Origin of the sequence: Sulfurivermis fontis, from assembly GCF_004001245.1 — a bacterium.
Classification (GTDB): domain Bacteria; phylum Pseudomonadota; class Gammaproteobacteria; order Thiohalomonadales; family Thiohalomonadaceae; genus Sulfurivermis; species Sulfurivermis fontis.
Genome location: NZ_AP018724.1, coordinates 2,592,934 through 2,617,649 on the forward strand (window position 1 = coordinate 2,592,934; position 24,716 = coordinate 2,617,649).

At 64.8% G+C, this 24,716-nt stretch carries 15 protein-coding genes and 2 pseudogenes; 11 read left to right on the top strand and 6 right to left on the bottom strand.

Translation table 11 applies throughout. The features are described from left to right. Positions 1 to 1,344 precede the first annotated feature (1,344 nt). Positions 1,345 to 1,836: pseudogene (locus EP379_RS13030) on the top strand (PDDEXK family nuclease); the annotation flags it as partial. Positions 1,837 to 1,890: 54 nt separating this feature from the next. On the opposite strand, the gene EP379_RS13035 reads toward EP379_RS13030, so the two are convergent. Together EP379_RS13035 and EP379_RS13040 are read right to left on the bottom strand one after the other, a co-directional pair. Further along, on the bottom strand, positions 1,891 to 2,718 hold the full coding sequence (locus tag EP379_RS13035; protein ID WP_127476515.1) for an IS3 family transposase: 828 nt from the start codon (positions 2,716 to 2,718) through the stop codon (positions 1,891 to 1,893). Continuing rightward, positions 2,712 to 2,975, bottom strand: coding sequence for a transposase (locus EP379_RS13040; protein WP_127476513.1), 264 nt, complete (start codon positions 2,973 to 2,975; stop codon positions 2,712 to 2,714). The genes EP379_RS13035 and EP379_RS13040 overlap by 7 nt, the downstream gene beginning before the upstream one ends. A 62-nt stretch (positions 2,976 to 3,037) precedes the next feature. On the opposite strand from EP379_RS13040, the pseudogene EP379_RS13045 reads away from it, so the two are divergent. Together EP379_RS13045 and EP379_RS17090 are read left to right on the top strand one after the other, a co-directional pair. Next, positions 3,038 to 3,481, top strand: a pseudogene (locus tag EP379_RS13045) (DUF5655 domain-containing protein); the annotation flags it as partial. 95 nt (positions 3,482 to 3,576) lie between these two features. Continuing rightward, on the top strand, positions 3,577 to 3,864 hold the full coding sequence (locus EP379_RS17090; protein WP_476718235.1) for a GFA family protein: 288 nt from the start codon (positions 3,577 to 3,579) through the stop codon (positions 3,862 to 3,864). A 179-nt stretch (positions 3,865 to 4,043) separates the two neighbouring features. Here EP379_RS17090 and EP379_RS13055 read toward each other — a convergent pair whose 3' ends face one another. The 4 genes from EP379_RS13055 to EP379_RS13070 form a co-directional block, all read right to left on the bottom strand. Then, positions 4,044 to 4,811 carry a hypothetical protein gene (locus tag EP379_RS13055; protein ID WP_127478219.1) on the bottom strand — a complete coding sequence of 256 codons (768 nt, stop codon included), beginning with the start codon at positions 4,809 to 4,811 and terminating at the stop codon, positions 4,044 to 4,046. Between the two features lie 362 nt (positions 4,812 to 5,173). Next, positions 5,174 to 6,394 carry a glucose-1-phosphate adenylyltransferase gene (glgC, locus tag EP379_RS13060; RefSeq protein ID WP_127478220.1) on the bottom strand — a complete coding sequence of 407 codons (1,221 nt, stop codon included), beginning with the start codon at positions 6,392 to 6,394 and terminating at the stop codon, positions 5,174 to 5,176. Between the two features lie 208 nt (positions 6,395 to 6,602). Further along, on the bottom strand, positions 6,603 to 10,922 hold the full coding sequence (locus EP379_RS13065) for a PAS domain S-box protein (protein ID WP_127478221.1): 4,320 nt from the start codon (positions 10,920 to 10,922) through the stop codon (positions 6,603 to 6,605). 183 nt (positions 10,923 to 11,105) lie between these two features. Continuing rightward, complete coding sequence (locus tag EP379_RS13070; RefSeq protein WP_127478222.1) at positions 11,106 to 13,175, bottom strand: diguanylate cyclase domain-containing protein; 2,070 nt, start codon at positions 13,173 to 13,175, stop codon at positions 11,106 to 11,108. Positions 13,176 to 13,370: 195 nt separating this feature from the next. Here EP379_RS13070 and EP379_RS13075 point away from each other — a divergent pair, with 195 nt between their 5' ends. From EP379_RS13075 to EP379_RS13110, 8 genes are all read left to right on the top strand, one after another. After that, a complete protein-coding gene (locus tag EP379_RS13075) occupies positions 13,371 to 13,970 on the top strand; it encodes an ANTAR domain-containing response regulator (RefSeq protein WP_127478223.1) in 600 nt (199 codons plus the stop codon). 437 nt (positions 13,971 to 14,407) lie between these two features. Continuing rightward, the gene (locus EP379_RS13080; RefSeq protein WP_127478224.1) at positions 14,408 to 15,799 is read left to right on the top strand and encodes a CmpA/NrtA family ABC transporter substrate-binding protein; all 1,392 of its coding nucleotides are present in this window, start codon (positions 14,408 to 14,410) and stop codon (positions 15,797 to 15,799) included. A gap of 151 nt (positions 15,800 to 15,950) precedes the next feature. After that, the gene (locus tag EP379_RS13085; protein WP_127478930.1) at positions 15,951 to 16,868 is read left to right on the top strand and encodes an ABC transporter permease; all 918 of its coding nucleotides are present in this window, start codon (positions 15,951 to 15,953) and stop codon (positions 16,866 to 16,868) included. Between the two features lie 140 nt (positions 16,869 to 17,008). Then, positions 17,009 to 17,842, top strand: coding sequence for an ABC transporter ATP-binding protein (locus EP379_RS13090; protein WP_127478225.1), 834 nt, complete (start codon positions 17,009 to 17,011; stop codon positions 17,840 to 17,842). A 10-nt stretch (positions 17,843 to 17,852) separates the two neighbouring features. Beyond that, on the top strand, positions 17,853 to 19,169 hold the full coding sequence (locus tag EP379_RS13095; RefSeq protein WP_127478226.1) for a CmpA/NrtA family ABC transporter substrate-binding protein: 1,317 nt from the start codon (positions 17,853 to 17,855) through the stop codon (positions 19,167 to 19,169). A gap of 23 nt (positions 19,170 to 19,192) precedes the next feature. After that, positions 19,193 to 21,649, top strand: a complete 2,457-nt coding sequence (gene nirB, locus EP379_RS13100) for a nitrite reductase large subunit NirB (protein WP_127478227.1) — start codon at positions 19,193 to 19,195, stop codon at positions 21,647 to 21,649. A gap of 32 nt (positions 21,650 to 21,681) precedes the next feature. Then, on the top strand, positions 21,682 to 22,017 hold the full coding sequence (gene nirD / locus EP379_RS13105; protein ID WP_127478228.1) for a nitrite reductase small subunit NirD: 336 nt from the start codon (positions 21,682 to 21,684) through the stop codon (positions 22,015 to 22,017). A gap of 43 nt (positions 22,018 to 22,060) precedes the next feature. After that, the gene (locus EP379_RS13110; RefSeq protein ID WP_127478229.1) at positions 22,061 to 24,703 is read left to right on the top strand and encodes a nitrate reductase; all 2,643 of its coding nucleotides are present in this window, start codon (positions 22,061 to 22,063) and stop codon (positions 24,701 to 24,703) included. The last annotated feature ends 13 nt before the right edge of the window (positions 24,704 to 24,716 follow it).

The following is a 24,716-nucleotide window of genomic DNA, read 5'->3' on the forward strand; positions in this document are numbered from 1 at the left end:
GGATAACTCGTGTTCAGCGCTCACGGGGTGGGAGGCGTCCATTCAATTCTCCTTGGTGTGGGTTTGATTGGTCGTTGGAGGATACCTGAGGGAGATGGGGCAGGCCAACGATCGGCGGAGGATTGTGCGCTGCGCGCGCTGATATCGATGCGGGGACCGCCCCGCGCGCGGGTCACTTTCGTTGTCCCGCCAACGAAAGTAACCAAAGGAAGGCGGCCCCGATGTCTCGCCGCTATCGCGGTCCCCTGCGCTACTCGCCCGAGGCGGGTTCCTCCGACAGCACGTCCCTGTACTGACGGAGGAATGCGCGCCATCCATGGCGCGCCCCCTGCGGGCTATTCCGCCTCGGGCTGCGTTGCTCGGCGAGACATAGGGGATTTCCTACAGGCTCGCCTGTCGGCATCGCGCTGTTCGGTGTGCGCTCCGCGCACACTTTCTTCCTCCTCCCCCACGGACGTGGGGGAGGCCGGGAGGGGGCGCGTGGGCCGGCACCATCCCTAACGCCCCTCCCCACCCCTCCCCACTTGAGTGGGGAGGGAGCCTCCCATAGGAGCGGCTCCGCCGCGATTACGACCTGTGGCAAGGCTCAACGCCGAATCGCGCCAGAGGCGCTCCTACAGGTGTACAAACACACACTGTCACCCATGTCCCTGGACCCATCTGTTACCGATGTATTTAGATCACCAGCGCACAGCTCTCACGTGACTGAGCCCGGAAGGCGAAGGAGCCCCGGTAGCCGGGCCTTGGCGGGCGAAGCAGCCAAGGTGTGCCGGCGTAGAGTCATTTGTGGCCAGGGCCTCAACGAGGCCCGTGGGACGCAGGACGTGCCGGGGCTGCGCGAAGCGCATGTTTGTCCTGAGTCCGAATGTTGCCAGGGCGACTTGAAAGTCCCGTGGCGATGTGATGAGGACCAGGACACGCTTGTTGTGTTCTATGTTTTTAATCCTTTGACTTTCCGCCCCTCCCGTCTGCCGCGCCGACGATTCGGCAGGATAGCCGAATCGCACAGCCGTAGGCTGCCCGAAGGGTGAGGCACAGGGATGTGCCGAATGAAGCCAGGGCACCCGCAGGGCGCGGCAATCGGGCCGACTTTCTTTGGTTACTTTCTTTGGCGGGACAAAGAAAGTGACCCGCGCGCGGGGCGGCTCCCCGCATCAAAATCAATCCGCGCGACAGCGCACAACAACCATCCTCTTGATCCAAATCCACGTTTGCGCGTTAATCGGTCACACAATCGGATATTTCCTTTGCTGTCGTGACAGGCCAATGCGGCCGATCACCAATAGCATGTAATCATGCCTAATACACAGTTATAAACTTGAGAAAGATCGGAGGCCTTTCGTAATGCCACTATTTGAGATGTCAGGGGAAAACCTTATTCCTGTGGAGCAAGCGAACTTCGCTCTGGAGAAGGAGCTACAAACCCTAATTGAGAGGAACCTTTCGGCAGTATTTAACTGCCGCTTTGTTGCCTCAGAGTTCTCAACGGGCGCATTACATGCCGGGCGCATAGACAGCCTCGCGCTGTCCGAGGATAACAATCCTGTAATCATTGAATACAAGAAGGTGGAATCTTCCGAGCTTATAAACCAAAGCCTGTTCTACCTGCACTGGATTCATGATCACAAGGGCGATTTCGAAATAGCCGTTCAGCGGTCACTAGGGAACGGCGTCGAAGTTGACTGGTCCGATGTTCGGGTTATCTGCATTGCGCCGAACTATAAGAAATACGACCTTCATGCGGTTCAAGTGATGGGGGCAAATATAGAGCTGTGGAAGTACCGCCTGTTTAAGAACGGTTCCATTTATCTTGAAGAGGTGTTCCAGGCAACAAAGGTCACCGTGACTGGAGCCCAAATCTCGGACCACCGGGTTCTTTAGTTTCGCTCTCTAGACTACCTTCTTTGCCGGATAGGCGGTAGCCGGAGGCCGATAGTTCAAACGACTGTGCGGTCGTTGCTCGTTGTACATCCGGCGCCATCTCTCGCTGATCACCTCAGCCTCCAGCAAGGTGTGAAACAGCTCCGCATCGAGCACTTCGCGGCGGTAGGTGGCCACCAGGCTTTCAGCCGCCCCGTTCTGCCAAGGCTTGCCAGGGTCGATGTGCGCCATGCGTATGCCACGACGCTGAGCCCAACGCTGCACCACGAAGGCGATGAACTGACCACCGTTGTCACAGCGGACGAAATCGGGGCAGCCATATTGCTCCACCATCCGATCCAGCTCCCGCTCGACATCCACTGCCTTGAAGGAGCGCGCCACCGGCAGTCCCAGGCAATAGGCTGTCGCCTCGTCTTTGACGAGCAGGGTCTGAAAACGCCGGCCATTCTCTAAACGGTCCTCGGAGAAATCCATGCACCAGACGCTGTTCGGCCCATGGGGCGGCGGATCAAGGCGCGCGCCTGTACGCTTCTTCTTGCGGCGTTTACGCCAGTGGGCGGTATAGCCCTCCTGGCGCCACAACCGCCGCACGCGCTTCAGGCTCGCACTAGAACCATTCTCGCGCAGCCATCCGGCTACAAGACGGTAACCCCAGGCCGAGTGCGCCTTGGCAATGTCCTCAATGGCCTCACACAGTGCCTTGTCCTTCTCCGGCTGCCGATACCGATAGGTGACCATTGAGCGCGACACCCCCAGCAACCGGCAGGCCCGACGCTGCGAGATACCGCGTTCGGTCGCGTGCCGCACCGCTTCGAGGCGGTCCGGCACGCCTACCATTTTTTTGCCGCTATCTCCTTCATCACCTCGATTTCGAGGTCCCGCTCGGCCACCAGCTTTTTGAGGCGGGCATTCTCCTGCTGCAGCCGCTTCAGCTCCGTGACCTGGCTTGCCTCCATACCGCCATAGCGCTTGCGCCAGGTATACAGTGTTTGCTCCGAGACCTTGTGCTTGCGGGCGGTCTCCGTCACCCCATGGGCCTGGCTCTCCCGCACTATCCCAACGATCTGCTCTTCGGTGAATCTCGACTTCTTCATAGGTCCTCCACTGGCTTATTATCCTCAACTAGCCAGTGGTCCGAAATTCGGGGAGCACTCCAACCGCATCGCCTTCCTCTGTCGATGCGGGAAAGAACCCAGTCATGGTAGAGGCCGGAAAAAAGGCAGCTCAGGTACGCGCTACAGCCACTTATGAATTCGACGATCACCTTGAGGGAAAACCTGCTCACATTCAGTCACTTATGCACAGCATTCGGGAGTTCATTGTCGGGCTCGATCCTGCTGTCGAGGAAGTGCCAAAGAAATTTTACGTTGCCTACAAAATTTCTCAGAACATTGTTTGCATGGAACCGCAGAGTCGAAACATTAAGCTGTTCGTAAAACTTAGTGCTGCCGATGTTGGGTCACCGCCGAAATTCTATCGTGATGTCACGGAAATCGGGCACTACGGCACAGGCGACGCTGAATTCACAATTGCGTCGGAGCAAGACTTTGAGTTGGTCAAGCCATACATTGAACTGGCGTACAACAAGGTTGGCGGGTAACACTTCTAACACGGCACACCAGCCAGCCGCTCAACCGCTGCGCGGGCTCGCGTCGGCTGAGCTAGGCGTTGAACAGAAACTGAAAAGGACTTCCCATGCCCCACCACACCGCCTCCTGCCACTGCGGCAAAGTAAAGTTCTCCTTCGACTGTCCGCCGATCACCAAGGGCCTGCGCTGCAACTGCTCCATCTGCGCGCGCAAGGGCGCGATGATGTCGCCCGAGCCGATTGCGCCGGAGCTGTTCAGGATTGAAGCGGAGGAAGGCGCGCTGGGGCTGTACCAGTTCGGCGCCGGGCGGCGAAGCACTACTTCTGCAGGCACTGCGGCATCTACACCTTCCACGAAACCGCACGCAAGATCGGCCACTTCCGCGCCAATCTAGGCTGCGTCGACGGCGTGGATACGTTCGCGCTGGAGGCGGACGTGTTCGACGGGAAACATCTGCTGTGATGGCAGGATACGCATTGCGTACCCTACGACCGCTGGAGCCTGTCGCCCCGTGAGTTGAGCCGCGCCTGACTGCCCCCGTCAGTCAGGCGCGCTCACTTGAAGCAGCACCGATCAGCGATTGCCCTTGCCGGCCTTCTTCTCTTCCTCGGCACCGGCCTTCTCGATGCCTTCCAGCGCGGCGACCTCCAGCGCCGGCAGCTCGGGCAGGCTCTTGGCGTCTTCCACCAGCGACTTGAGCTGGGCGTGCAGATCACTGCACAGGGTATACAGTTCGCGGTATTTCTCCGCCAGCTTGGCGGCGTTGTCCTGCGCGGCCTGCATGTTCTTTACCTGCTGCTCCAGGGCCTGCTTTTCCTTGCGCAGGGCGGCATTGGCGGCGGCGACTTCCTTACGCGCGTCGGCCTCGTCCATCTTTTCCTTCTTCAGGGCCTTCAGCTTTTTCACCACGTTTTCCGGCGTGTCGGCCAGGGCGGTGTTGATGGCCTTGATGGCGCGCTCCTTCTCGGCGACGGCGTCCTTCAGCTTCTTCACCTCGGCGGCGTGCTGGGCGCGCTCGGCGACCATTTGCTGTTCGAACTTCTCCAGCTTGGCCTGGGTTTCGGCGCGGGCGGCTTCGGCGATGTTGCGCGCCTTTTCACTGTCGGCCAGTTTCTTCTCCATGGTGGAGACGGCGACCTTGGCCTGCTCCTGCGCCTTGCTGACGCTGATGTCGGCCTCGATATAGCGCTTGATGGCGTTATCGAGGGCAGCCTTGAGTTCTTCCTGGGAACAATTCGGGTCCAGCTTGAGGGCATCGGTTGCGGCGCGCATCAGCACCTGCTTGCTGATGGCGAGGTCTTTCCAAACTTTCAATTGCAGTTCGAGATCTGCTTCAGCCACATGGTTCTCCTTGGAAAACTGTCGGGGGGTCAAATTTTGAGGGGGCACATATTAGTCGAAATCGCGGCAAATTGCTGATTTTTCCGTGGCCTACGGAGGAAGCCGGCTTGGGGAAGGAGGCCGTCGACAGGTGTATGGTGGCCCCAAAAGGCCTCTGCCGCACCGCGATGAGAGCAAGCAAACCCTTTTATATCAATTGGATACGAATACCCGGGCGTGATCGCTCGGTCGGCACGCCGGCTCCCTCTCCCCCCAGGAAGAGAGGGAACCCGGCGTCATGGTTTGGATGGAGGGCCGGTTTCGACGGCCCTACGGTACCGAACCGGCGCCGCGCACCGTGTCCCTCGTGCCCCCCGGAGGGGTCAGGCGAAGCGATAGCCCTTGGGCACCACCACGATGCCCTGCTCGCTGACGGTGAAGCGCTCGCGGTCGCGCTTGCCGTCGTAGCCGATCTGCTCGCGTGGCGGCACCACCACGTCCTTGTCGAGGATGCAGCGGCGCAGGCGCGCGCCGGCGCCGACGCGCACGCCCTGGAACAGGATGGCATCCTCGACGAAGGCGCCGTCGTCGATGAACACCTGGGGAAACAGGATCGAGTGCTGCACGCTGCCGCCGGCGATGACCACGCCGCCGGCAACGATGGAGTTGATGAAGATGCCCTCGGTACCGGAGACGCCGGGCACGGTGCGCGCCGGCGGGGTCTGCATCTGGTAGGAGCGGATCGGCCAGTCGGCCTGGTACAGGTCCAGCGGCGGCACCGGTTCGAGCAGGTCCATGTTGGCCTGGTAGTAGGCGTCGATGGTGCCGACGTCGCGCCAGTAGCGATCTGGCGTGACGCGGCCGGTGTCGCCGCCGAAGCGGTAGGCCATCACCTTCCGGCTGGCGATGAGGCGTGGCAGGATGTCCTTGCCGAAATCGTGACTGGACGCCTCGTCGGCATGGTCACGGCGCAACTCGTCCAGCAGCAGCGCGGTGGAAAACACATAGATGCCCATGGATACCAGCGCCTCGTCGGGCTGTCCCGGTATGGGTTTGGGCGCCGCAGGCTTTTCCTCGAAGCCGATGATGCGGTCCGCGTCATCCACCGCCATGACGCCGAAGGCGCGCGCCGCGCCCAGCGGCACCTCCATCGCCGCCACGGTGACATCGGCGCCGCCGGCCTTGTGCGCCTTGAGCATCGCCGCGTAGTCCATGCGGTAGATGTGGTCGGCGGAGAGGATCAGCACCGCCTCGGCCTCGCTGCGCTCCACCAGATACAGGTTCTGGTAGATGGCGTCGGCGGTACCCTGGTACCAGCGCTCGCCGGTGCGCATCTGCGGCGGCACCGGCGTGATGTACTCGCCCAGCTCGGGATTGAAGATCGACCAGCCGTCGCGCAGGTGTTTCTGCAACGAGTGGGATTTGTACTGGGTCAGCACCAGCACGCGGCGCAGGCCGGAGTGCAGGCAGTTGGCCAGTACGAAGTCGATGATGCGGTACTTGCCGCCGAAGGGCACCGCCGGCTTGGCGCGCTCGGCGGTGAGCGGCTTGAGGCGGGTGCCGGTGCCGCCGGCGAGGACTACGGCTAGGGTCTGGTCCAGCATGATGCGTTGCACCTCTGTGGGGTTGTCCGTTGCAGCTTACAGAGCAAGAAGCGCACCAGGACGAGGCAGGTGGCGTCCGAGGGGTGTTGTGGCCTGTGGCTTGTGTCAATTTGGTGCAGGCCGTGGGGCAGGCGCACCAACTAGTTGCAAGTGACAAGTTTCAAGTGGCAAGAAAAGGCTTTTCCACTTGTAACTTGCAACTTGGGACTTATTTACCCTGCCAGGTGAAACCCTTTTCGCGGAACAGCCTGAGGCAGGCGTCCACCACCACCGGGTCGTAGCGGACGCCGCGGAAGCGCTCGATCTCCACCAGCGCCTCCTCCAGCGGCAGGGCGGCACGGTAGGGACGGTGCGAGGCCATGGCCTCGACCACGTCGGCCACGGCGAGGATGCGCGCCTCGAGCAGGATCTCGTCGCCCTTGAGTCCCTTCGGATAGCCGCTGCCGTCGAGGCGCTCGTGGTGCTGCACCACCATCTGCGCCACCGGCCAGGGGAATTCGATGCCCTTGACGATGTCGTGGCCCATCACCGGATGGGACTGGATGATCTCGAACTCGGTATCGCTCAGGTGGCCGGGGCGGTTGAGGAATTCCGCCGGCACATAGATCTTGCCGATGTCGTGGATCAGCGCACCGAGGCGCAGGCCTTCGCGCTGTTCTTCCGGCAGGCCCATCTCACCGGCAATGGCGGTGGCCAGCTCCGCCACGCGCTGCTGATGGCCGGCGGTGTAGGGGTCGCGCTTTTCGATGGTGACGGCGATGGCCTGGATGGTCTGCACCAGGGAGCGCTGCAGGCTCTCGCCGATGCGCTTGCGCTCGTCCTCCACCTGCTTGCGCGCGGTGATGTCGCGGGCGATGCCCTCCAGCGCCACCAGCCGCCCGGTTTCATCGTACAGCAGGGTATTGCGCTGCTCGGTCCAGATCAGCGTGCCATCCTTGCGAATCCAGCGCAGGGTGAGGACGCCGTCGCCCACCTGTTCGCCGGCCGCCATGGCTTCCAGCAGGTGGCGGTCGTCGGGATGCACCAGCTTCAGACCCAGGTCCGGATCGGCATAGTGCTCCTCCGGCGTATAGCCGGTCATCTCCAGCGCCGAGGGGCTGACGTATTCGAAGCGGCGCTCCGGGTAGAGCTGATAGCGGTAGATGAGGTCCTGTGCGCTCTCGGCCAGGGCGCGGTAGCGCTCCTCGCTCTGCGCCAGTTCGCGCTCCGCCGCCTCGCGCCGCACGCGGCTGCGCTGGCTGACGATGCCGAAGGCGAGGTCGTTGGACAATTCGGTGAGCAAAGCCACCTCCTCCTTGTCGAAGGCATCCGGCTCCGCCGCGTCGATGGTGAGCACACCCAGCGTCTCGCTGCCGTGGCGCAGCGGCAGGGCGATGAGCGAGGCATAGCCGCGTTTCTGTGCCTCTTCGCGCCAGGGCGTGTAGGACGGATCATGCAACAGATCGCGGGCGATGATGGTTTCGCCGCTGCGCAACGCCGTGCCGGTAGGGCCGCGGCCCCACTCATCGTCCCCCCAACTGAAGCGTGAGTGCTGCAGATAGCCGGCATCATGACCGGCCCAGGCCACCGGCAGGATGCGCTTCTCGGCGTCCTGCTGCGGATAACCGACCCAGGCCAGGCGGAAGCCGCCCACGTCCACCAGCACCTGGCAGATGTCGCGCACCAGCTGGTCTTCGCTCTCGGCGCGCACCAGGGTTTCATTGCCGCGGCTCAGAGTGCGCAGGGCGCGGTTGAGGCGCTGCAGCTCGCGCTCGGCGCGGCGGATGTCGGTGACATCCTGCACCGTGCCGATCATGCGCTGCGGTGCACCGTCGGCGGCAACGATCACCTGCCCCTTTTCGTGTACCACCTTGTGCGAGCCGTCGGGCAACACGATGCGGTGGTCGATCTCGTAGGCCGATTCCTGGCGCAGTGCGCTGTCCACCGCCGCCTCCACCAGGGACCGGTCATCGGGATGCACGTAGCCGAGGAAGGCCTCATAGGTGGCGCCGAAGGCCTGCGGTTCGATGCCGAAGATGCGGTAGATCTCGTCGGACCAGTACAGCGTGCCGGCGACGATGTCCCACTCCCAGTTGCCGAGGTGGGCGATCTCCTGCGCCTCCTTCAGCCGCATCTCGCTGCGCCGCACGCGCAGTTCCGCCGCCAGGCGCTGCAGGGAGCTGGAGATGATCTCGCCGGCGGCGCGCAGCATGCGTATATCCTCCTTGGCCCAGCTGCGCGGCTGCTGCGTCACATCGAAACCGATGTAACCGGCGAGGTGTTCGCCGTAACTCATCGGCACCATCAGCATGGCGCGGATACCCTCGGCGAGGAACTCGTCGCGTTCGGCTGCCGCTTCCGGGGGCAACGTCATTACGTCATTGATGAGCAACGGCTCGTTGCGCTTGAGACGCCCCAGCCACCAGGGGAATTTGTCCATCGCCAGCTCGGCCAGGCGGGCCGCCTGCGGTGTCACACCCTCGGCACACCACTCATGCACATTGCTCAGACAGCCGGCCTCGTCATCCAGGCCGAAGATGTAGGCCCGATCGGCGTTGACGAACTGACCGATCTGCTGCAGGGCACGATTGATCTCCTGTTCGATGGAATCCGCGCTGGCGGTGACGAAGCGGCTGGCAATACCGCCCACCAGTGACTCGAAGGCAAGGCGATATTTCAACGCCGCCTCGGCCTCCTTCACCGAACTGAGATCCATCAGCGTAAAGACATAGCCGGTATGGACCCGTTGCTCATCATGAATAGCGCTGGCGGTGAGAAACACCGGTATCTGCCGGCCGCCGCGCGCCCGCAGCAGCGACTCGCCCATCCAGCCCTCCGGACGCGCCGCCTGCTCTAAGATGACATTCACCTGTTCGTGCTGTGCCGGCAGAAACAGCTCGAACAGCGTGCGCCCCTCGAACTCGGAATGGGAGCCACCGAGCAGACCGCATAGCGCCGGGTTACAGTAGGTGATGATGCGCGCCGGGTCGAGCACCAGGATGCCTTCGCCGGCCTGGGCCACGGCATGGCTCAGGGTGCGGCGCTGCGCCTCGGCGCGGCGCTCGGCAGTGACGTCCTCCAGGATGTGGATGGCGTGACGGATGCTGCCGTCCATGTGGCGGATGCCGAAGGACTGCGACACGAACACCTCGCCGCTGGGCAGCACCACCTCGTCGCCGTGGGCCTGCAGGCGATCGGGGAACTGGCGGCAGGCCGGCAGCGGTCCGTCGCCGCGCGGAAACACTTCCCAGTACGGCTTGCCGATGATCTGCGCGGCGTCCATGCCGGCGCGGGCGATGTAGGCCGGGTTGCCGTGGACAATGCGCATGTCCTTGTCGTGGATGAAGATGGGATGGGGGATGGCATCGAAGGCGTCGTGCCAGTCGCGCTGCGACAGCTCGATGCGGCGGCGGCTGTCCTCCAGTTCTTCCAGCGCATGGCGCAGTTCGGAGGTGCGCTCATCCACCCGCCGCTCCAGTTCGTCACGGGCGTGGCTCAGTTCGGCATCGGTCATGCGCAGGCGGCGATTGACGCGACCGATCTGCACCATGCCGCCGACAAGCAGCACGATGGCGAGCGCGCCCAGCAGCAGCCAGTACCAGTACTGCCGCAGCACGTCGCCGGGGTGTACCCGGCCATAGTCACGGTAGGGACCGATGCGCAGTTCGCGCAGCAGGTCATGCACCGGCTGGTAATCGGCGGGAATGGTCCAACCGGCGGTATTGCTGCGCCGCGCCGCTTCGCTGTCCGGCGGCATCTGCATCAGCGTCAGGGCCACGCTGTGGGCGAGGTCCTGCGGCGTGTGCTTTAACCGCGCCATGGGCCATTCCGGATAGAGCCGGGTGCTGCTCAGGAAGATAAAGTCCGGGTGGCTGGTGGGCTGGATGATGCGGTAATCCTCCAGCCGGATCTTGCCCTCTTTGGCCATGCGCTCGAGGGTGTCGGTACGCACCGTGCCGGCGTCCACCGTGCCGTCGCGCACTGCGTACACCACCGCATCATGGGTGCCGCCGAAGCGCAGCGGTTTGAAGTCGCGGTGGGGATCGATGCCGGCGTCCTTCAGCTCGCGCCAGGCGGCATGAAAGCCGCCCAGGGACTGCTCGTCCACCGCCATGAAGGATTTGCCCTTCAAATCGGTGACCTCGCGCAGGTCGGCGCGCTCGGCGCGGGTGAAGATCACGCCGCCGAAGTGGGTGTAGGCGTGCCCCGCGTCACGGTTGCGCAGGGTGACGATGCGGCTGGCACCGTAACGCAGCTCCATCTCCGGGTAATAAGAGGAGTTGGCCAGCACGAAATCCACGTCGCCACTCGCCACCGCCGGCAGCAGCCGATCGAAGGCCAACGGGACGATCACGAAACGATAGCCGGCGACGTGCTGCGTCAGGTAGGTGGCAGTGGGTTCCCACATGCGCAGGGTCTGCTCCGGCCCGCGCCAGGCCAGCACACCGATCTTGACCTCCAGCGGCGCAGCCTGGGCCAGCGTGGCCAGCAGGCACGACATGAAAAGCAGGCGTCGCCACCAGATCGGCGATACGGAACGTATAGTCATGGTCGATACCGTGCGCCCCCGCGTGTGTACGGCGAAAAAAGCTGCCCAGGCGCAAGTGGGTGGTTGCAGTCAGGAACATGCCCAGCGCTGGAGTGGCCCGACGTTGTTCTTAGGAAGGCTCTGAATAAGTTCAGACCTTCCTTAGTGTAGGTGCCCGCGCGGATGGCGTGGGGAAAGCATACGTCAGACAGGGTCTTTATAGAAGCGGTAGCCGTTGCGCCCAGCCTCCTTGGCACGGTACATGGCTGCATCGGCCCGGCGCAGCAACTCGTCGGCGGTGGCGCCGTCATCGGGATAGAACACGATGCCCACCGAGGCCGACAGGGTGACACTCTGCTCCTGCAACTGGAATGGCTGCATCAGCACCTGCAACACCTTCTGCGCCACCACCTGCGCGCCGCTGACGCCGTGCACCTGGGCCAGCACCATGGCGAACTCGTCGCCGCCGAGGCGCGCGACGGTATCGCTGTCGCGCACGCAGGTGAGCAGGCGCCGCGCCACCTCGCGCAGCAGCGTATCACCGGCGGCGTGGCCGAAGCTGTCGTTGACCTGCTTGAAACCGTCGAGATCGATATACAACAGGCCGGCCTGAGCCTCGCTCAGGTCCGTCTGATTGAGCGCCTGCTCCAGGCGCTTGGCGAACAGTTCGCGGTTGGGCAGGCCGGTCAGACCGTCGAAATGGGCCTGGCGCCAGATGAACTCCTCCTGCGCCTTGCGCTCGGTGATGTCCTCCTTCACCGCCACGAAGTGGGTGATCACGCCGGCGTCGTTCTTGATGGGCGAAATGCGCGCGTTCTCCCAGAACAGGTGACCGTCCTTGGCCTTGTTGAGCACCTCGCCGTGCCACACCTCGCCGCCCTTGATGGTGGCCCACAGGCGCTGGTAGGTCTTGAGCGGCGTCATGCCCGACTGCCACAGACGGGGATTCTGGCCGATGACCTCCTCCGGCTGATAGCCGGTCATTTCCACGAAACGCGGATTGACGTATTCGATGGTGCCCTCGCTGTCGGTGATGATGGCCGCGGCCGGGCTGTGCTCCACCGCGCTGGACAACTTGCGCAACTGCGCCTCGGCCTCCTTGCGCGCGGTGATGTCGCTGAAGGTAACCACGGCGCCGAGCAGGCGGCCGTCGTTGTACAGCGGGTGGGAGCGGTATTCCACCGGGAAACGACTGCCGTCGGCGCGCCAGAACACATCGCTGTCGTCGTGCACCACGCTGCCGTCGCGCAGGGTGCCGTGCAGCGCGCACTCGTCGACCGGATGCACGCGGCCATCGGCATAGCTGTGATGGATCAGCTCGTGCACCGCACGGCCCAGCAACTGCTCCGGCCGCGCCATACCCAGCAGGCGCAGGGCCTCGGGATTGACCAGGGTACACAGCCCCTGCAGGTTCATGCCGATGATGCCCTCGCCGGAAGACTCGATGAACAGGCGCAACTGCGCCTCCGCCTGCTGCCGCTCCGCCACCTCGGCGCGCAGCTCGGCGGTGCGCTGCTCCACCATGCATTCGGTCTGCGCCTTGGCCGACTCCAGCGCCAGCATCTGGCGGCGGAAACGCGACAGGGCGAACAGCGTCAGGCCGGACAGCAGCAGCCACACCGCCAGATGGGTCAGGCCGATGTTGCGCAGCTGCACCGCCTCCGGCGCCAGCAGCGGCGCGGCGGCGAAGGACACGCTGACGCCGCCGCGGATATCGCCGAGCCGATAGCCCTGGTGCTCATGGCACTTGAGGCAGGGCTGCTGCACGCGCAGCGGCGCGATGAAGCGGAAAACCGCCTGCTCACCCTGCCCCACCAGCTCGCTCACCTCGCCCACGCCGTGCTCAAACTTCTCCAACTGGCTGCGCTCCCAGGCATCGGGCGCGTTGTGCGGGTTGAGCGGCTTGAGGCTGGTGAGGTGCAGGCGCAACTGGCTCAGCTCCGCCACCACGTCGGTGAGCTGGCGCGTCATGTAGGCCGGATTGATCATGGTGAGCGTGGTGCCCGATGGCGTGGTGATCTCGCGCTCCGGCACATCGAGATAGGGATTGGGCTGGGTGTAATCATCGATGGGGGCATACACACCGCCGTGGCGCGCGTTCCACAGGCGCACCGACTCCACCATCTTGAACACGAACTGGGCGCGGTCGTTGGCCAGTTGCAGCGCCTTCTGCTCCATCTGCGCCTGGTTCCACAGAAAGGAGACGAGGACCACCAGGGTCCAGATCAGGATCGGCAACGGCCAGTAACGGTACTGCAGGACTATTTTTCTCATCAGGCACCCGATATCTGAATAGTGCCTTCCGGTGGCAACGGGAGCGGCGTGTGGCGCGCGTGTTCCCGTGATGATGCGGTATGGCGCAAGGTGAGCGCGTTCACATTATGAATGGATGCACCAATAACAGGCAAATACTGTCTGGCACGCGGCTTGCTGCCTTGACACATATCTACTCTCGATTACTTCTTTGCCATGCCACCGTCATCTGCCAAGCCAGCCCTGCGCGTCCTGCTCTGCGACGCGGATCGCGGCCGCGCGGCCCTGCTGGAGCAGGCGCTGGCCGACGCCGGCTACAGCGTCATCGCCCGCCTGAGTGGCGCAGAAAACCTGAGCGCCGAGGTGGCACATCACCAGCCCGATGTGATCATCATCGACCTCGACTCCCCCGACCGCGACACCCTGGAGCAGATGCGCAGCATCAGCCGCGAGCAACCGCGGCCCATCGTGATGTTCGCCGAGGATGACGACAGCGGCACCATCAACCAGGCCATCAAGGCCGGCGTCAGCGCCTATGTGGTGGACGGCCTGAGCGGCAAGCGCGTGCGCCCGGTGATGGAGGTGGCCATCGCCCGCTTCCGCGAATACCAGGCCCTGCGCGAGGAACTGGCGCGTACCAAGACCTCGCTGGAGGAGCGCAAGGTGATCGAACAGGCCAAGGGCCTCTTGATGCAGCACCGCGCCATGAGCGAGAACGAGGCCTACCAGGCCCTGCGCAAGCTGGCGATGGATCAGGGCAAGAAGCTGCCCGAGGTGGCGAAGAGCGTCATCGCCATCATGAAGCTGCTGGGCTGACGCCCGGCAGTTCCAGGTACGAAGAACACAGGTACGAGGGGCGAGATACGAGGTACAAGAAAAAGCCGTGCGCGCAGCGCACCCCTCCCTCGTATCTTGTCCCTTTCCCCTCGTACCTTCCTTGCCTTAAAACCGGGCACCGCGCTCCGCGTTGGTGCAACGAAGGCGTGCGGCAGGGGCCGGCAACACAGGTGATAACGCCCCAACCCCACTCCTGACGCGGCCCTGGCCCAACGCAGCCTTCCTTGGCACAGCGGTTGCAAAACACCAGACAGGCACCGGCAACGTCGCCGGTCTCATCCAGCCGCAACATCGACCCAATGGCGGGCCGCGGCGGGTGACGGCTCAAGCCGACCAGGACAAAGGCGTCCATGCGTGTGGATTTCGATCTGCACGGATGGACGCCTTTTTTATTTCCCGCAAACGAGGACGAGGCAATGACACAGGACAGACAACGCACCGGCAGCACCCGCCGCCGCTTCATAAAACACACCACCCTGGCCCTGGCCGGCCTGTTGCTGCTGGGCGGTCAGACCCAGGCGGCCAAGCTGGAAAAGGAAGAGCTGAAGTTCGGTTTCATCAAGCTGACCGACATGGCGCCGCTGGCCATCGCCTACGAAAAGGGCTACTTCGAGGATGAAGGCCTGTACGTCACCCTGGAGGCCCAGGCCAACTGGAAAGTGCTGCTCGATCGCGTCATCACCGGCGAACTCGACGGCGCCCACATGCTGGCCGGCCAGCCGCTCGGCGCCACCATCGGCTTCGGCACCCAGGCCCACATCATCACCGCCTTCTCCATGGACCTGAACGGCAACGGCATCACCGTCTCCAACGCCGTGTGGGAAGAAATGAAATCGCACCTGCCCAAGGGCAAGGATGGCAAGCCGCTGCACCCGATCAAGGCCGATGCGCTCAAGCCGGTGATCGAAAAGTTCAGGAAGGAAGGCAAACCCTTCAACATGGGCATGGTGTTCCCGGTATCCACCCACAACTACGAGCTGCGCTACTGGCTCGCCGCCGGCGGCATCCACCCCGGCTATTACGCACCGCACAAGGGCGACACCTCGGGCCAGCTCAAGGCCGAGGCGCTGCTCTCCGTCACGCCGCCGCCGCAGATGCCGGCAACGCTGGAGGCCGGCACCATCAACGGCTACTGCGTGGGTGAGCCATGGAACCAGCAGGCGGTATTCAAGGGCATCGGCGTGCCGGTGATCACCGACTACGAAATCTGGAAGAACAATCCCGAGAAGGTGTTCGGCGTGTCCGCCGCCTGGGCCGAAAAGCACCCAAACACCCACAAGGCCGTGATCAAGGCACTGATCCGCGCCGCCCGCTGGCTGGACGAGAACGACAACGCCAACCGCGCCGAGGCGGTGCAGATTCTGGCCCGGCCGCAGTATGTCGGCGCCGACGTCAACGTCATCGCCAACTCCATGACCGGCACCTTCGAATACGAAAAGGGCGACAAGCGCGCGGTGCCCGACTTCAACGTGTTCTTCCGCTACCACGCCACCTACCCCTACTACTCCGACGCGGTGTGGTACCTGACGCAGATGCGCCGCTGGGGCCAGATCAGCGAAGGCAAGCCGGACAGCTGGTACATGGAAACGGCGAAGAAGGTCTACCGCCCGGACATCTATGCCGCCGCGGCACAGGAACTGATCGCCGAGGGCAAGATGCAGGCCGAGGAGTTCCCGGACTTCGCCACGGAAAGCGGTTTCCGCCCACCGCAAACCGGCTTCATCGACGGCATCACCTACGACGGCCGCAAGCCCAACGACTACCTGAGGCAGTTCGCCATCGGTCTCAAGGACAAAGAACAAATCTGACACACCGCCGGCCGGGTTAGCCCCAGCCGGCACGGAGGACCACGCCATGATCATCGCCCTGTTCAACCCGCGCACCACCTTCAACGCCCCGGCCCTGGATCGCCTACAGGCCTGCCTGCAGAGCACACGGTTCCCGCGCCGCGTCGTCGCCATGGTGCGTCACCTGCTCATCCCGCTCATCGCCATCGCCATATTTCTCGGCGTGTGGAGCGCCGCGGCAAAAAACATCCAGACCTCGCTGGGCGAACTGCCCGGCCCGGTAGCCGTCTGGCAGCAGGCCGGCGCCCTGCTGGACGAACACATCTCCGAACGCGCCAAGGCGGCAGCGTTCTATCAGCGCCAGGAAGAACGCAACGCCGCGAAGCTGGCGGAGGACCCCGCTGCCGAGGTGAAGATCCGCCCCTACACCGGCAAGCCCACATTCATCGATCAGATCGGCACCAGCCTGTTCACCGTCGCTACCGGATTCATCCTCGCCACGCTGATCGCCCTTCCGGTCGGCATCGCCTGCGGCATGAGCGCCACCCTGTACACGGCGCTCAATCCGTTGATCCAAATCTTCAAGCCGGTGTCGCCGCTGGCCTGGCTGCCGCTGGTCACCATGGTGGTGAGCGCGCTCTACGTCAGCGACGATCCGCTGCTGGCCAAATCCTTCGTCAACTCGGCCATCACCGTCACCCTGTGCTGCCTGTGGCCGACCATCATCAACACCACCGTCGGCGTCGCCTCGGTGAGCAAGGATCTGCTCAACGTCAGCCGCGTGCTGCGCCTGGGCTGGTTCACCAAGACGGTGAAGATCGTGCTGCCCTCCGCCCTACCGCTGATGTTCACCGGCATGCGCCTGTCCCTGGGTATCGGCTGGATGGTGCTCATCGCCGCCGAGATGCTGGCGCAGAATCCGGGCCTCGGCAAATTCGTCTGGGACGAATTCCAGAACGGCAGCTCCAGTTCGCTGGCCCGCATCATGGTGGCGGTGTTCGCCATCGGCCTGGTCGGCTTCCTGCTCGATCGCGGCATGCTGCTGCTGCAACGGCGCGTGAGCTGGGACCGCAACGCGGTCCTGCGCTGAGATGCATTCGTCATGCAAACAACAAGGAGTCCGCAAATGAACGCCAATGGACCCAAATACTCGTGGGTTATCAAGATTCGCGTTGATTCGCGTTTATTTGCGGATTACTGGCCTTGTGTTTGCAGAGAAAGGAGCAAGTCATGACCTATCTGAACATCGATCATGTCGGCATCACCTTCCCCACCGACCACGGCCCGCTCGAAGTACTCAGGGACGTGGCGCTCAAGGTGAACAAGGGTGAATTCGTCTCCCTCATCGGCCACTCCGGCTGCGGCAAGTCGACGGTGCTCAACATCGTCGCCGGCCTGCTCAAGGCCACCACCGGCGGCGTGCTGCTGGAGAACCGCGAGGTGGACGAGCCGGGACCGGATCGCGCGGTGGTGTTCCAGAACCATTCCCTGCTGCCCTGGCTCAGCGTGTACGACAACGTGCGCCTCGCCGTCGACACCGTATTCAAAGGCAGCAAGAGCAAGCAGGAGCGGCACGACTGGACGTTGCACAACCTGGAACTGGTGCACATGACCCACGCCCTCGACCGCCGCCCCGACGAGATCTCCGGCGGCATGAAGCAACGCGTCGGCATCGCCCGGGCGCTGGCCATGGAACCCAAGGTGCTGCTGATGGACGAGCCGTTCGGCGCGCTGGACTCGCTGACCCGCACCCACATGCAGGACTCGCTGATGGAGATCCAGGCGCGGTTGAACAATACGGTGATCATGATCACCCATGACGTGGACGAGGCCGTACTGCTGTCCGACCGCATCGTGATGATGAGCAACGGGCCGAGCGCGACGGTGGGCGAGGTGCTGCACATCGACCTGCCGCGGCCGCGCGATCGCCTGCTGCTGGCCGACAACCCCCGCTACAACCACTACCGCGCCGCCGTGCTCAAGTTCCTGCACGAGCGCCATGCCCAACCCGATGTGCCGGCGCAGCCGCGTCACAAGCCGGCGCTGAAGCTGGCGGCCGGTTGAGGAGCCCGCCATGTTTGCAAGCAACGCACTGGAAAAGACCAGCCTCACCCTCGGCTTCATCCCGCTGACCGACTGCGCGCCGCTGATCGTCGCGCAGGAGCACGGCTGGTTTGCCAAATACGGTCTCGATGTCACGCTGTCGAAGGAAACCTCCTGGGCCAATATCCGCGACAAGGTGGCGCTCGGCATCCTCGACGGCGCACAGATGCTGGCGCCGATGCCGCTGGCGATGAGCCTGGGGCTCGGTCCGATGCACAAACCGATGGTCACGGCGCTCACCCTCGACCTCAACGGCAATGCCATCACCGTTTCCAACGCCCTGTACGAGCGCATGCAGCGGGCGGATGTCGCCGCCATGAATGAACGCCCGCTGAGCGCGCGGGCGCTCAAGGCGGTGATCGATGCGGAACGCCAGGCCGGCCGCCCGCCGCTCACCTTCGCCATGGTGTTCCCCGAATCCACCCACAACTATGAACTGCGCTACTGGATGGCCGCCGCCGGCATCGACCCCGACAACGACGTGCGCCTGGTGGTGGTGCCGCCGCCGCAGATGACCGGCCGCCTGGCCCAGGGCGAGATCGACGGCTATTGCGTCGGCGAGCCGTGGAACGCGCAGGCGGTGCAGGCCGGCATCGGCCGCACGCTGATCACCAAGTATGAGATCTGGAACAACAGCCCGGAGAAGGTGCTCGGCGTGACACAGGAGTGGGCCGAGCAGTACCCCAACACCCACCGTGCCCTGCTGTGCGCATTGCTGGAGGCCTGCCGCTGGCTTGACGATCCGCGTCATCGTGTGGACGCGGCGGCGCTGATCGCGCGCAGCGTGCACGTCAACGCCCCCGAGCATGTGGTGCGCATGTCGATGACCGGCACCTTCCAGTACGCCCCGGACGAGATGCCGCGCGCCCTGCCGGACTTCAACGTGTTCCACCGCTACGCCGCCAACTTCCCCTGGCGGTCGCATGCCATCTGGTTCCTCACCCAGATGCTGCGCTGGGGCCAGCTCGATCGCGCCATTGACCTGCAGGCGGTCGCCAGTGCCGTCTATCGCCCCGATCTCTACCGCGCCGCGGCGGCGCATCTGGAACTGCCCTGTCCCGCCAGCGACTACAAGAACGAGGGCCGCCACGAAGGCGGCTGGAAGCTGTATGACGGCGCCCGCAGCCTGCCCATGGGCGCCGATCGCTTTCTCGACGGCCGCCTGTTCGATCCGTCGCAGCCGCTGGAGTATTTGCAGGGCTTCGCCGTGCAGCACACGAAAGTGAATCCGGCGGAGCTTGCCATCCTCAATCCGGCCGATGGCTCGCGGCTGCAGCCCTCGGCATGACCCCGACGACGGAGATCGCCCCCATGAAAGAAAAACTGGTAGTCATCGGCAACGGCATGGCCGGCATGCGCACGGTGGAGGAGCTGCTCAAGCTCAATGCCGAGCTGTACGACATCACGGTGTTCGGCGCCGAGCCGCACGGCAATTACAACCGCATCCTGCTCTCGCCGGTGCTCTCCGGCGAGGCGCAATTCGACGACATCCTGCTCAACCGGCCCGAGTGGTATGCCGAGCATGGCATCACGCTGTACGCGGGCAGCAAGGCCACCCGGATCGATCGCGTGCACCGCCAGGTGATCGCTGCCGACGGCATGGCGGTTGCCTACGACCGCCTGCTCATCGCCACCGGTTCCAGACCGTTCATTCTTCCGGTGCCGGGCCACGGCCTGCCCGGCGTGGTCGGCTTCCGCGACATCGCCGACGTGGAGGTGATGCTGGACTGCGCACGGAAATACCGCCACGCGGTGGTAATCGGCGGCGGCCTGCTCGGCCTGGAGGCCGCCGTCGGTCTGGTGAAGCGTGGCATGACGGTGCGCGTGGTGCACCTCGCCGACACGCTGATGGAGCGCCAGCTCGACGCCGTCGCCGGGCAGATGCTGCAACGGGAACTGGAGTCGAGCGGCATCGAATTCCTGATGGGCGCAAAGACCAAGGAGATCATCGGCAAACAGCGCGTGCAGGGCATCGTGTTCGAGGACGGCCGCGAGGTGAGCGCCGATCTGGTGGTGATGGCCGCCGGCATCCGGCCCGACATCGAACTGGCCAAGGCCGCAGGACTGCACTGCGAGCGCGGCATCGTGGTCAATGACACCCTGCAGACCTACGACCCGCGCATCTACGCCGTGGGCGAATGCGCGCAGCACCGCGGCCAGACCTACGGCCTGGTGGCGCCGCTGTTCGAGCAGGCCAAGGTGTGCGCCAATCATCTGGCCAAGTTCGGCATCGGCCGCTACGTCGGCTCGGTCACCTCCACCAAGCTCAAGGTGAGCGGCGTCGACGTGTTCTCCGCCGGCGACTTCCTCGGCGGACCGGACAGCGAACAGATCGTCTACCGCGATCCCGGCGCCGGCATCTACAAGAAGGTGGTGCTGCAGGACAACCGCATCCGGGGCGCCGTGCTGTACGGTAACACCCTGGATGGCGCCTGGTACTTCCAGCTCATGCGCGACGGCGCCGATGTCTCCGCCTTCCGCGACTCGCTGCTGTTCGGCCAGGCCCACCTGGGCGATGCCGGCCACGGCCAGCACTCGCCGGTGGCCATGATGGCCGACAGCGCCGAGGTGTGCGGCTGCAACGGCGTCACCAAGGGCGATATCGTCCGCGCCATCCGCAGCAAGGGCCTGTTCACCCTGGACGAGGTGCGCGCCCACACCAAGGCTTCCGCCTCATGCGGCGGCTGCACCGGACTGGTGGAGCAGATCCTCGCCTCGGTGGTGGGCTCCGATGCGGCACCGGCCGATCAGCAGAAGCCGCTGTGCCCCTGCACCGAGCACTCTCATGACGCAGTGCGCGAGGCGATCCGCGCACGCCACCTCACCTCCATCGCGCAGGTGATGCGCGAGCTGGACTGGCACAACACCGACGGCTGCCCCACCTGCCGCCCGGCGCTCAACTACTACCTGATCAGCACCTGGCCCGCGGAGGCCAAAGACGACGACCGTTCGCGCTTCGTCAACGAGCGCCTGCACGCCAACATCCAGAAGGATCGCAGCTACACCGTGGTGCCGCGCATCTGGGGCGGCGTCACCACCCCGGCGGAACTGCGCGCCATCGCCGACGCGGCGGAAAAGTATCAGGTACCGATGGTGAAGATCACCGGCGGCCAGCGCATCGACCTGGTCGGCGTGCAGAAGGAACAGCTGCCAGCCATATGGGCCGACCTCAACGCCGCCGGCCTGATATCGGGCCACGCCTACGGCAAGGCGCTGCGCACGGTGAAAACCTGCATCGGTGCACAGTTCTGCCGCTTCGGCACGCAGGACTCGGTGCAGATGGGCATCGACCTGGAGAAGTTCACCTGGGGCTCGTGGACGCCACACAAGTTCAAGATGGCGGTGTCCGGCTGCCCGCGCAACTGCGCCGAGGCGACCATCAAGGACTTCGGTGTGGTGGCGGTGGATTCCGGCTGGGAACTGCACGTCGGCGGCAACGGCGGCGTCAAGGTGCGCGTCACCGACCTGCTGTGCCGGGTGAAGACGCCGCAGGAGGTACTCGAATACTGCGGCGCCTTCATGCAGCTCTACCGCGAACAGGCGCGCTACCTGGAACGCACCGCGCCGTGGATCGAGCGCGTCGGCCTCGACTACGTGAAACAACAGATGGTGGAGGACGCCGCCAACCGCGCCGCGCTGTACCAGCGCTTCGTCGAGTCGCAGCGCATCGCTCAGAACGATCCATGGGCGGAGCGCACCACGGAGATGCGGCGCAGTGAATTCGCGCCGCTGCGCAAACCCGATGCAGGCCGGGTCAGCGCGGCCTGACCCGACCACAACCAACAAGTGAGGAAACGATCATGAGCAACTGGATCACCATCGGCACACTGGAAGACATCCCGCGCCGGGGCGCGCGCGTGGTGCAGACCACCGCTGGCGAGATCGCCGTGTTCCGTGCCGCGAGCGACGCGGTCCTTGCCCTCGCCAACCGCTGCCCGCACAAGGGCGGTCCGCTGGCCGAAGGCATCGTGTTCGACCACTATGTCGCCTGCCCGCTGCACAACTGGAAGATCAGCCTGGAAAGCGGCGAGGCGGCGGCGCCGGACAAGGGTTGCGCACGGCGCTACGCGGTACGCGTGGAGGACGGCAGGGTATTGCTCGATCTGAATGGCGCAGGTCAGGTCAACGCCGCATGAGCCGACGCAAATCTTACTCCCCTTTGCGGTGAAGGCCCTTGACATGCCCATCAAGACCACCTGCCCCTATTGCGGTACCGGCTGCGGCCTGATCGTCGAGGCCGGCGACAACACGCTGTCGATCAAGGGCGACCCGGAGCATCCGGCCAACTATGGCCGGCTGTGCTCCAAAGGGGCCGCGCTGAATGAAACCCTCGACCTGGACGGCCGCCTGCTGCAGCCCGAGGTCGACGGCAAAGCCGTCGACTGGGGGCGGGCCCTGGACGCCGTGGCCGATGGCCTGCGTCAGACCATCGCAAACCATGGCCCCGATGCCGTGGCCTTCTATGTCTCCGGCCAGTTGCTCAGCGAGGATTATTACGTCGCCAACAAACTGATGAAGGGCTACCTCGGCAGTGCCAACATCGACACCAACTCACGCCTGTGCATGGCATCCAGTGTCGCCGGCCACAAACGCGCCTTCGGCAGCGACAGCGTGCCGTGCAGCTATGAAGACCTGGAGCGCGCCAAGCTCATCGTGCTGGTCGGCTCCAACGCGGCGTGGTGCCACCCGGTGCTGTACCAGCGCATCGCCAGGGCGCGGCGCGACAACCCGGACCTGCAACTGGTGGTGATCGATCCGCGCCGCACCGCCAGTGTCGATGGCGCCGACCTGCACCTGGCGCTGACGCCGGGCTCGGATGCCGCGCTGTTCAACGGCCTGCTCGCTTACCTGCACGCGCAGGGCGAAGAAAACACCCTGTTCACCGCCCACCACACCCACGGCCTGGCGGACGCGCTGCACGCCGCGCAGCAAAGCAGCCCGGACGTCGAGACGGTGGCCACGCAGTGCGCGCTCGAGCCCACTGCAGTGCGCGAATTCTTCCGCCTGTTTGCGCGCACCGAACGCGTCGTCACCGTCTACTCGCAGGGCATCAACCAGTCGTCCAGCGGCACCGACAAGGTCAACGCCATCATCAACTGTCACCTGCTCACCGGCCGCATCGGCCGCCCCGGCATGGGACCGTTCTCCTTCACCGGCCAGCCCAACGCCATGGGCGGGCGCGAGGTGGGCGGCCTGGCCAACCAGCTTGCCGCGCACATGAGCATCGAGGATGCGCAGGCACGCGAACGCGTGCAGCGCTTCTGGCAGTCGCCGCGTATCGCCGAACGCGCCGGGCTCAAGGCCGTGGATCTGTTCCGCGCCGTGGAGCTGGGCACGGTCAAGGCCATCTGGATCATGGGCACCAATCCGGTGGTGAGCCTGCCCGAGGCGGATCGCGTGCGTGCCGCACTGGAACGCTGTCCGCTGGTAATCGTCTCCGACTGCATGGCCGACACGGACACCGTGCGCCTGGCGCATATCCGCCTGCCGGCGCTGGCCTGGGGCGAGAAGGACGGCACCGTGACCAATTCCGAACGGCGCATCTCGCGCCAGCGCGCCTTCCTGCCCGCCCCCGGCGCGGCGCGGCCCGACTGGTGGATCGTGGCGCAGGTGGCACAGCGCCTTGGCTACGCCGATGCCTTCGCCTGGAACAGTGCCGCGGCAATCTTCCGTGAGCATGCGGCGCTGTCCGGTTTCGAGAATGCGGGCGAGCGCGCCTTCGACATCGGCGCCCTCGGCAACCTCGACGATGCCGGCTACGACACCCTGGCACCGCTGCAATGGCCGGTGACCGCGCAGGCGCCGCAGGGCACACCGCGCCTGTATGGCGACGGCCGTTTCCACACCGCCGACGGCCGCGCCCGCTTCATCGCCGTCACTCCGCAACCGCCGCGCGCCGCACCCGATGCGCAGTCACCGCTGCGCCTCAACACCGGCCGCCTGCGCGACCAGTGGCACACCATGACCCGCACCGGCAAATCAGCGCGCCTGTCCACGCACGACCCCGAACCCTGCGTCCTGCTGCATCCGCAGGATGCGCGGCACCACGGCATCGACGACGGCGCCTTGGTGCAGCTCGCCAACGCCCACGGCCGCGTCGTCATGCGCGCCGCCATCAGCGAGGGGCAGCGGCCGGGCGAGCTGTTCGCCCCCATGCACTGGAATGATCGCTACACCGCGCAGGGTCGCATCAACGCACTGGTTGCCGCCCATACCGATCCCCACTCGGGACAGCCGGAATCCAAGCACGCCATCGCCGCCATCGCTCCCCTGCCGGCAGTCTGGCACGGCCTGCTGCTGTCGCGGCGGCGCCTGCAACCGCACAGCGCCTACTGGAGCGTCAGCCGCATCGCCGGCGCCTGGCGTTATCGTCTGGCCGGAACAGACACACCGCAGAATTGGCCGGTGTTCGCCCGCCAGCTCCTCTGCGTGCCGGAGAGTGACCCCGACTGGATCGAATATCAGGATCAGGCCGGTGGCCGCTATCGCGCCGCGCGCCTGGCGCAGGGCCGCCTCGACAGCTGCCTGTTCATCACCCCGACCGGGGAACTGCCCGACAGCGCCTGGCTGGAATCGCTGTTCGCCGCCGACGCGCTGGATGCGCAGCAGCGCCACAACCTGCTCACCGGCCGCGCCCCGCAGGGCATGGCCACGGGCGGAGCGGTGGTCTGTGCCTGTCACGGCGTGCGCGCCGGCGCCATCCGCGCCGCCATCGATGCCGGCGCCCAATCCGTCGAGGCCATCGGCGAGATCACGCGCGCCGGCACCGGCTGCGGCTCCTGCGTCGCCGAGATCCGCGGCCTGCTGCAACACCCTGCGTAGCGAATCGTATTCA

What these genes read in the sequence shown, in the direction of transcription:
- EP379_RS13110 (WP_127478229.1), top strand. Translation starts at nt 22,061, where the DNA reads ATGCCCATCAAGACCACCTGCCCCTATTGCGGTACCGGCTGCGGCCTG.
- EP379_RS13080 (WP_127478224.1), top strand. Translation starts at nt 14,408, where the DNA reads ATGACACAGGACAGACAACGCACCGGCAGCACCCGCCGCCGCTTCATA.
- EP379_RS13070 (WP_127478222.1), bottom strand. Translation starts at nt 13,175, where the DNA reads ATGAGAAAAATAGTCCTGCAGTACCGTTACTGGCCGTTGCCGATCCTG.
- nirB (WP_127478227.1), top strand. Translation starts at nt 19,193, where the DNA reads ATGAAAGAAAAACTGGTAGTCATCGGCAACGGCATGGCCGGCATGCGC.
- EP379_RS13040 (WP_127476513.1), bottom strand. Translation starts at nt 2,975, where the DNA reads ATGAAGAAGTCGAGATTCACCGAAGAGCAGATCGTTGGGATAGTGCGG.
- EP379_RS13090 (WP_127478225.1), top strand. Translation starts at nt 17,009, where the DNA reads ATGACCTATCTGAACATCGATCATGTCGGCATCACCTTCCCCACCGAC.
- nirD (WP_127478228.1), top strand. Translation starts at nt 21,682, where the DNA reads ATGAGCAACTGGATCACCATCGGCACACTGGAAGACATCCCGCGCCGG.
- glgC (WP_127478220.1), bottom strand. Translation starts at nt 6,394, where the DNA reads ATGCTGGACCAGACCCTAGCCGTAGTCCTCGCCGGCGGCACCGGCACC.
- EP379_RS13085 (WP_127478930.1), top strand. Translation starts at nt 15,951, where the DNA reads ATGGTGCGTCACCTGCTCATCCCGCTCATCGCCATCGCCATATTTCTC.
- EP379_RS13095 (WP_127478226.1), top strand. Translation starts at nt 17,853, where the DNA reads ATGTTTGCAAGCAACGCACTGGAAAAGACCAGCCTCACCCTCGGCTTC.
- EP379_RS13075 (WP_127478223.1), top strand. Translation starts at nt 13,371, where the DNA reads ATGCCACCGTCATCTGCCAAGCCAGCCCTGCGCGTCCTGCTCTGCGAC.
- EP379_RS17090 (WP_476718235.1), top strand. Translation starts at nt 3,577, where the DNA reads ATGCCCCACCACACCGCCTCCTGCCACTGCGGCAAAGTAAAGTTCTCC.
- EP379_RS13035 (WP_127476515.1), bottom strand. Translation starts at nt 2,718, where the DNA reads ATGGTAGGCGTGCCGGACCGCCTCGAAGCGGTGCGGCACGCGACCGAA.
- EP379_RS13065 (WP_127478221.1), bottom strand. Translation starts at nt 10,922, where the DNA reads ATGACTATACGTTCCGTATCGCCGATCTGGTGGCGACGCCTGCTTTTC.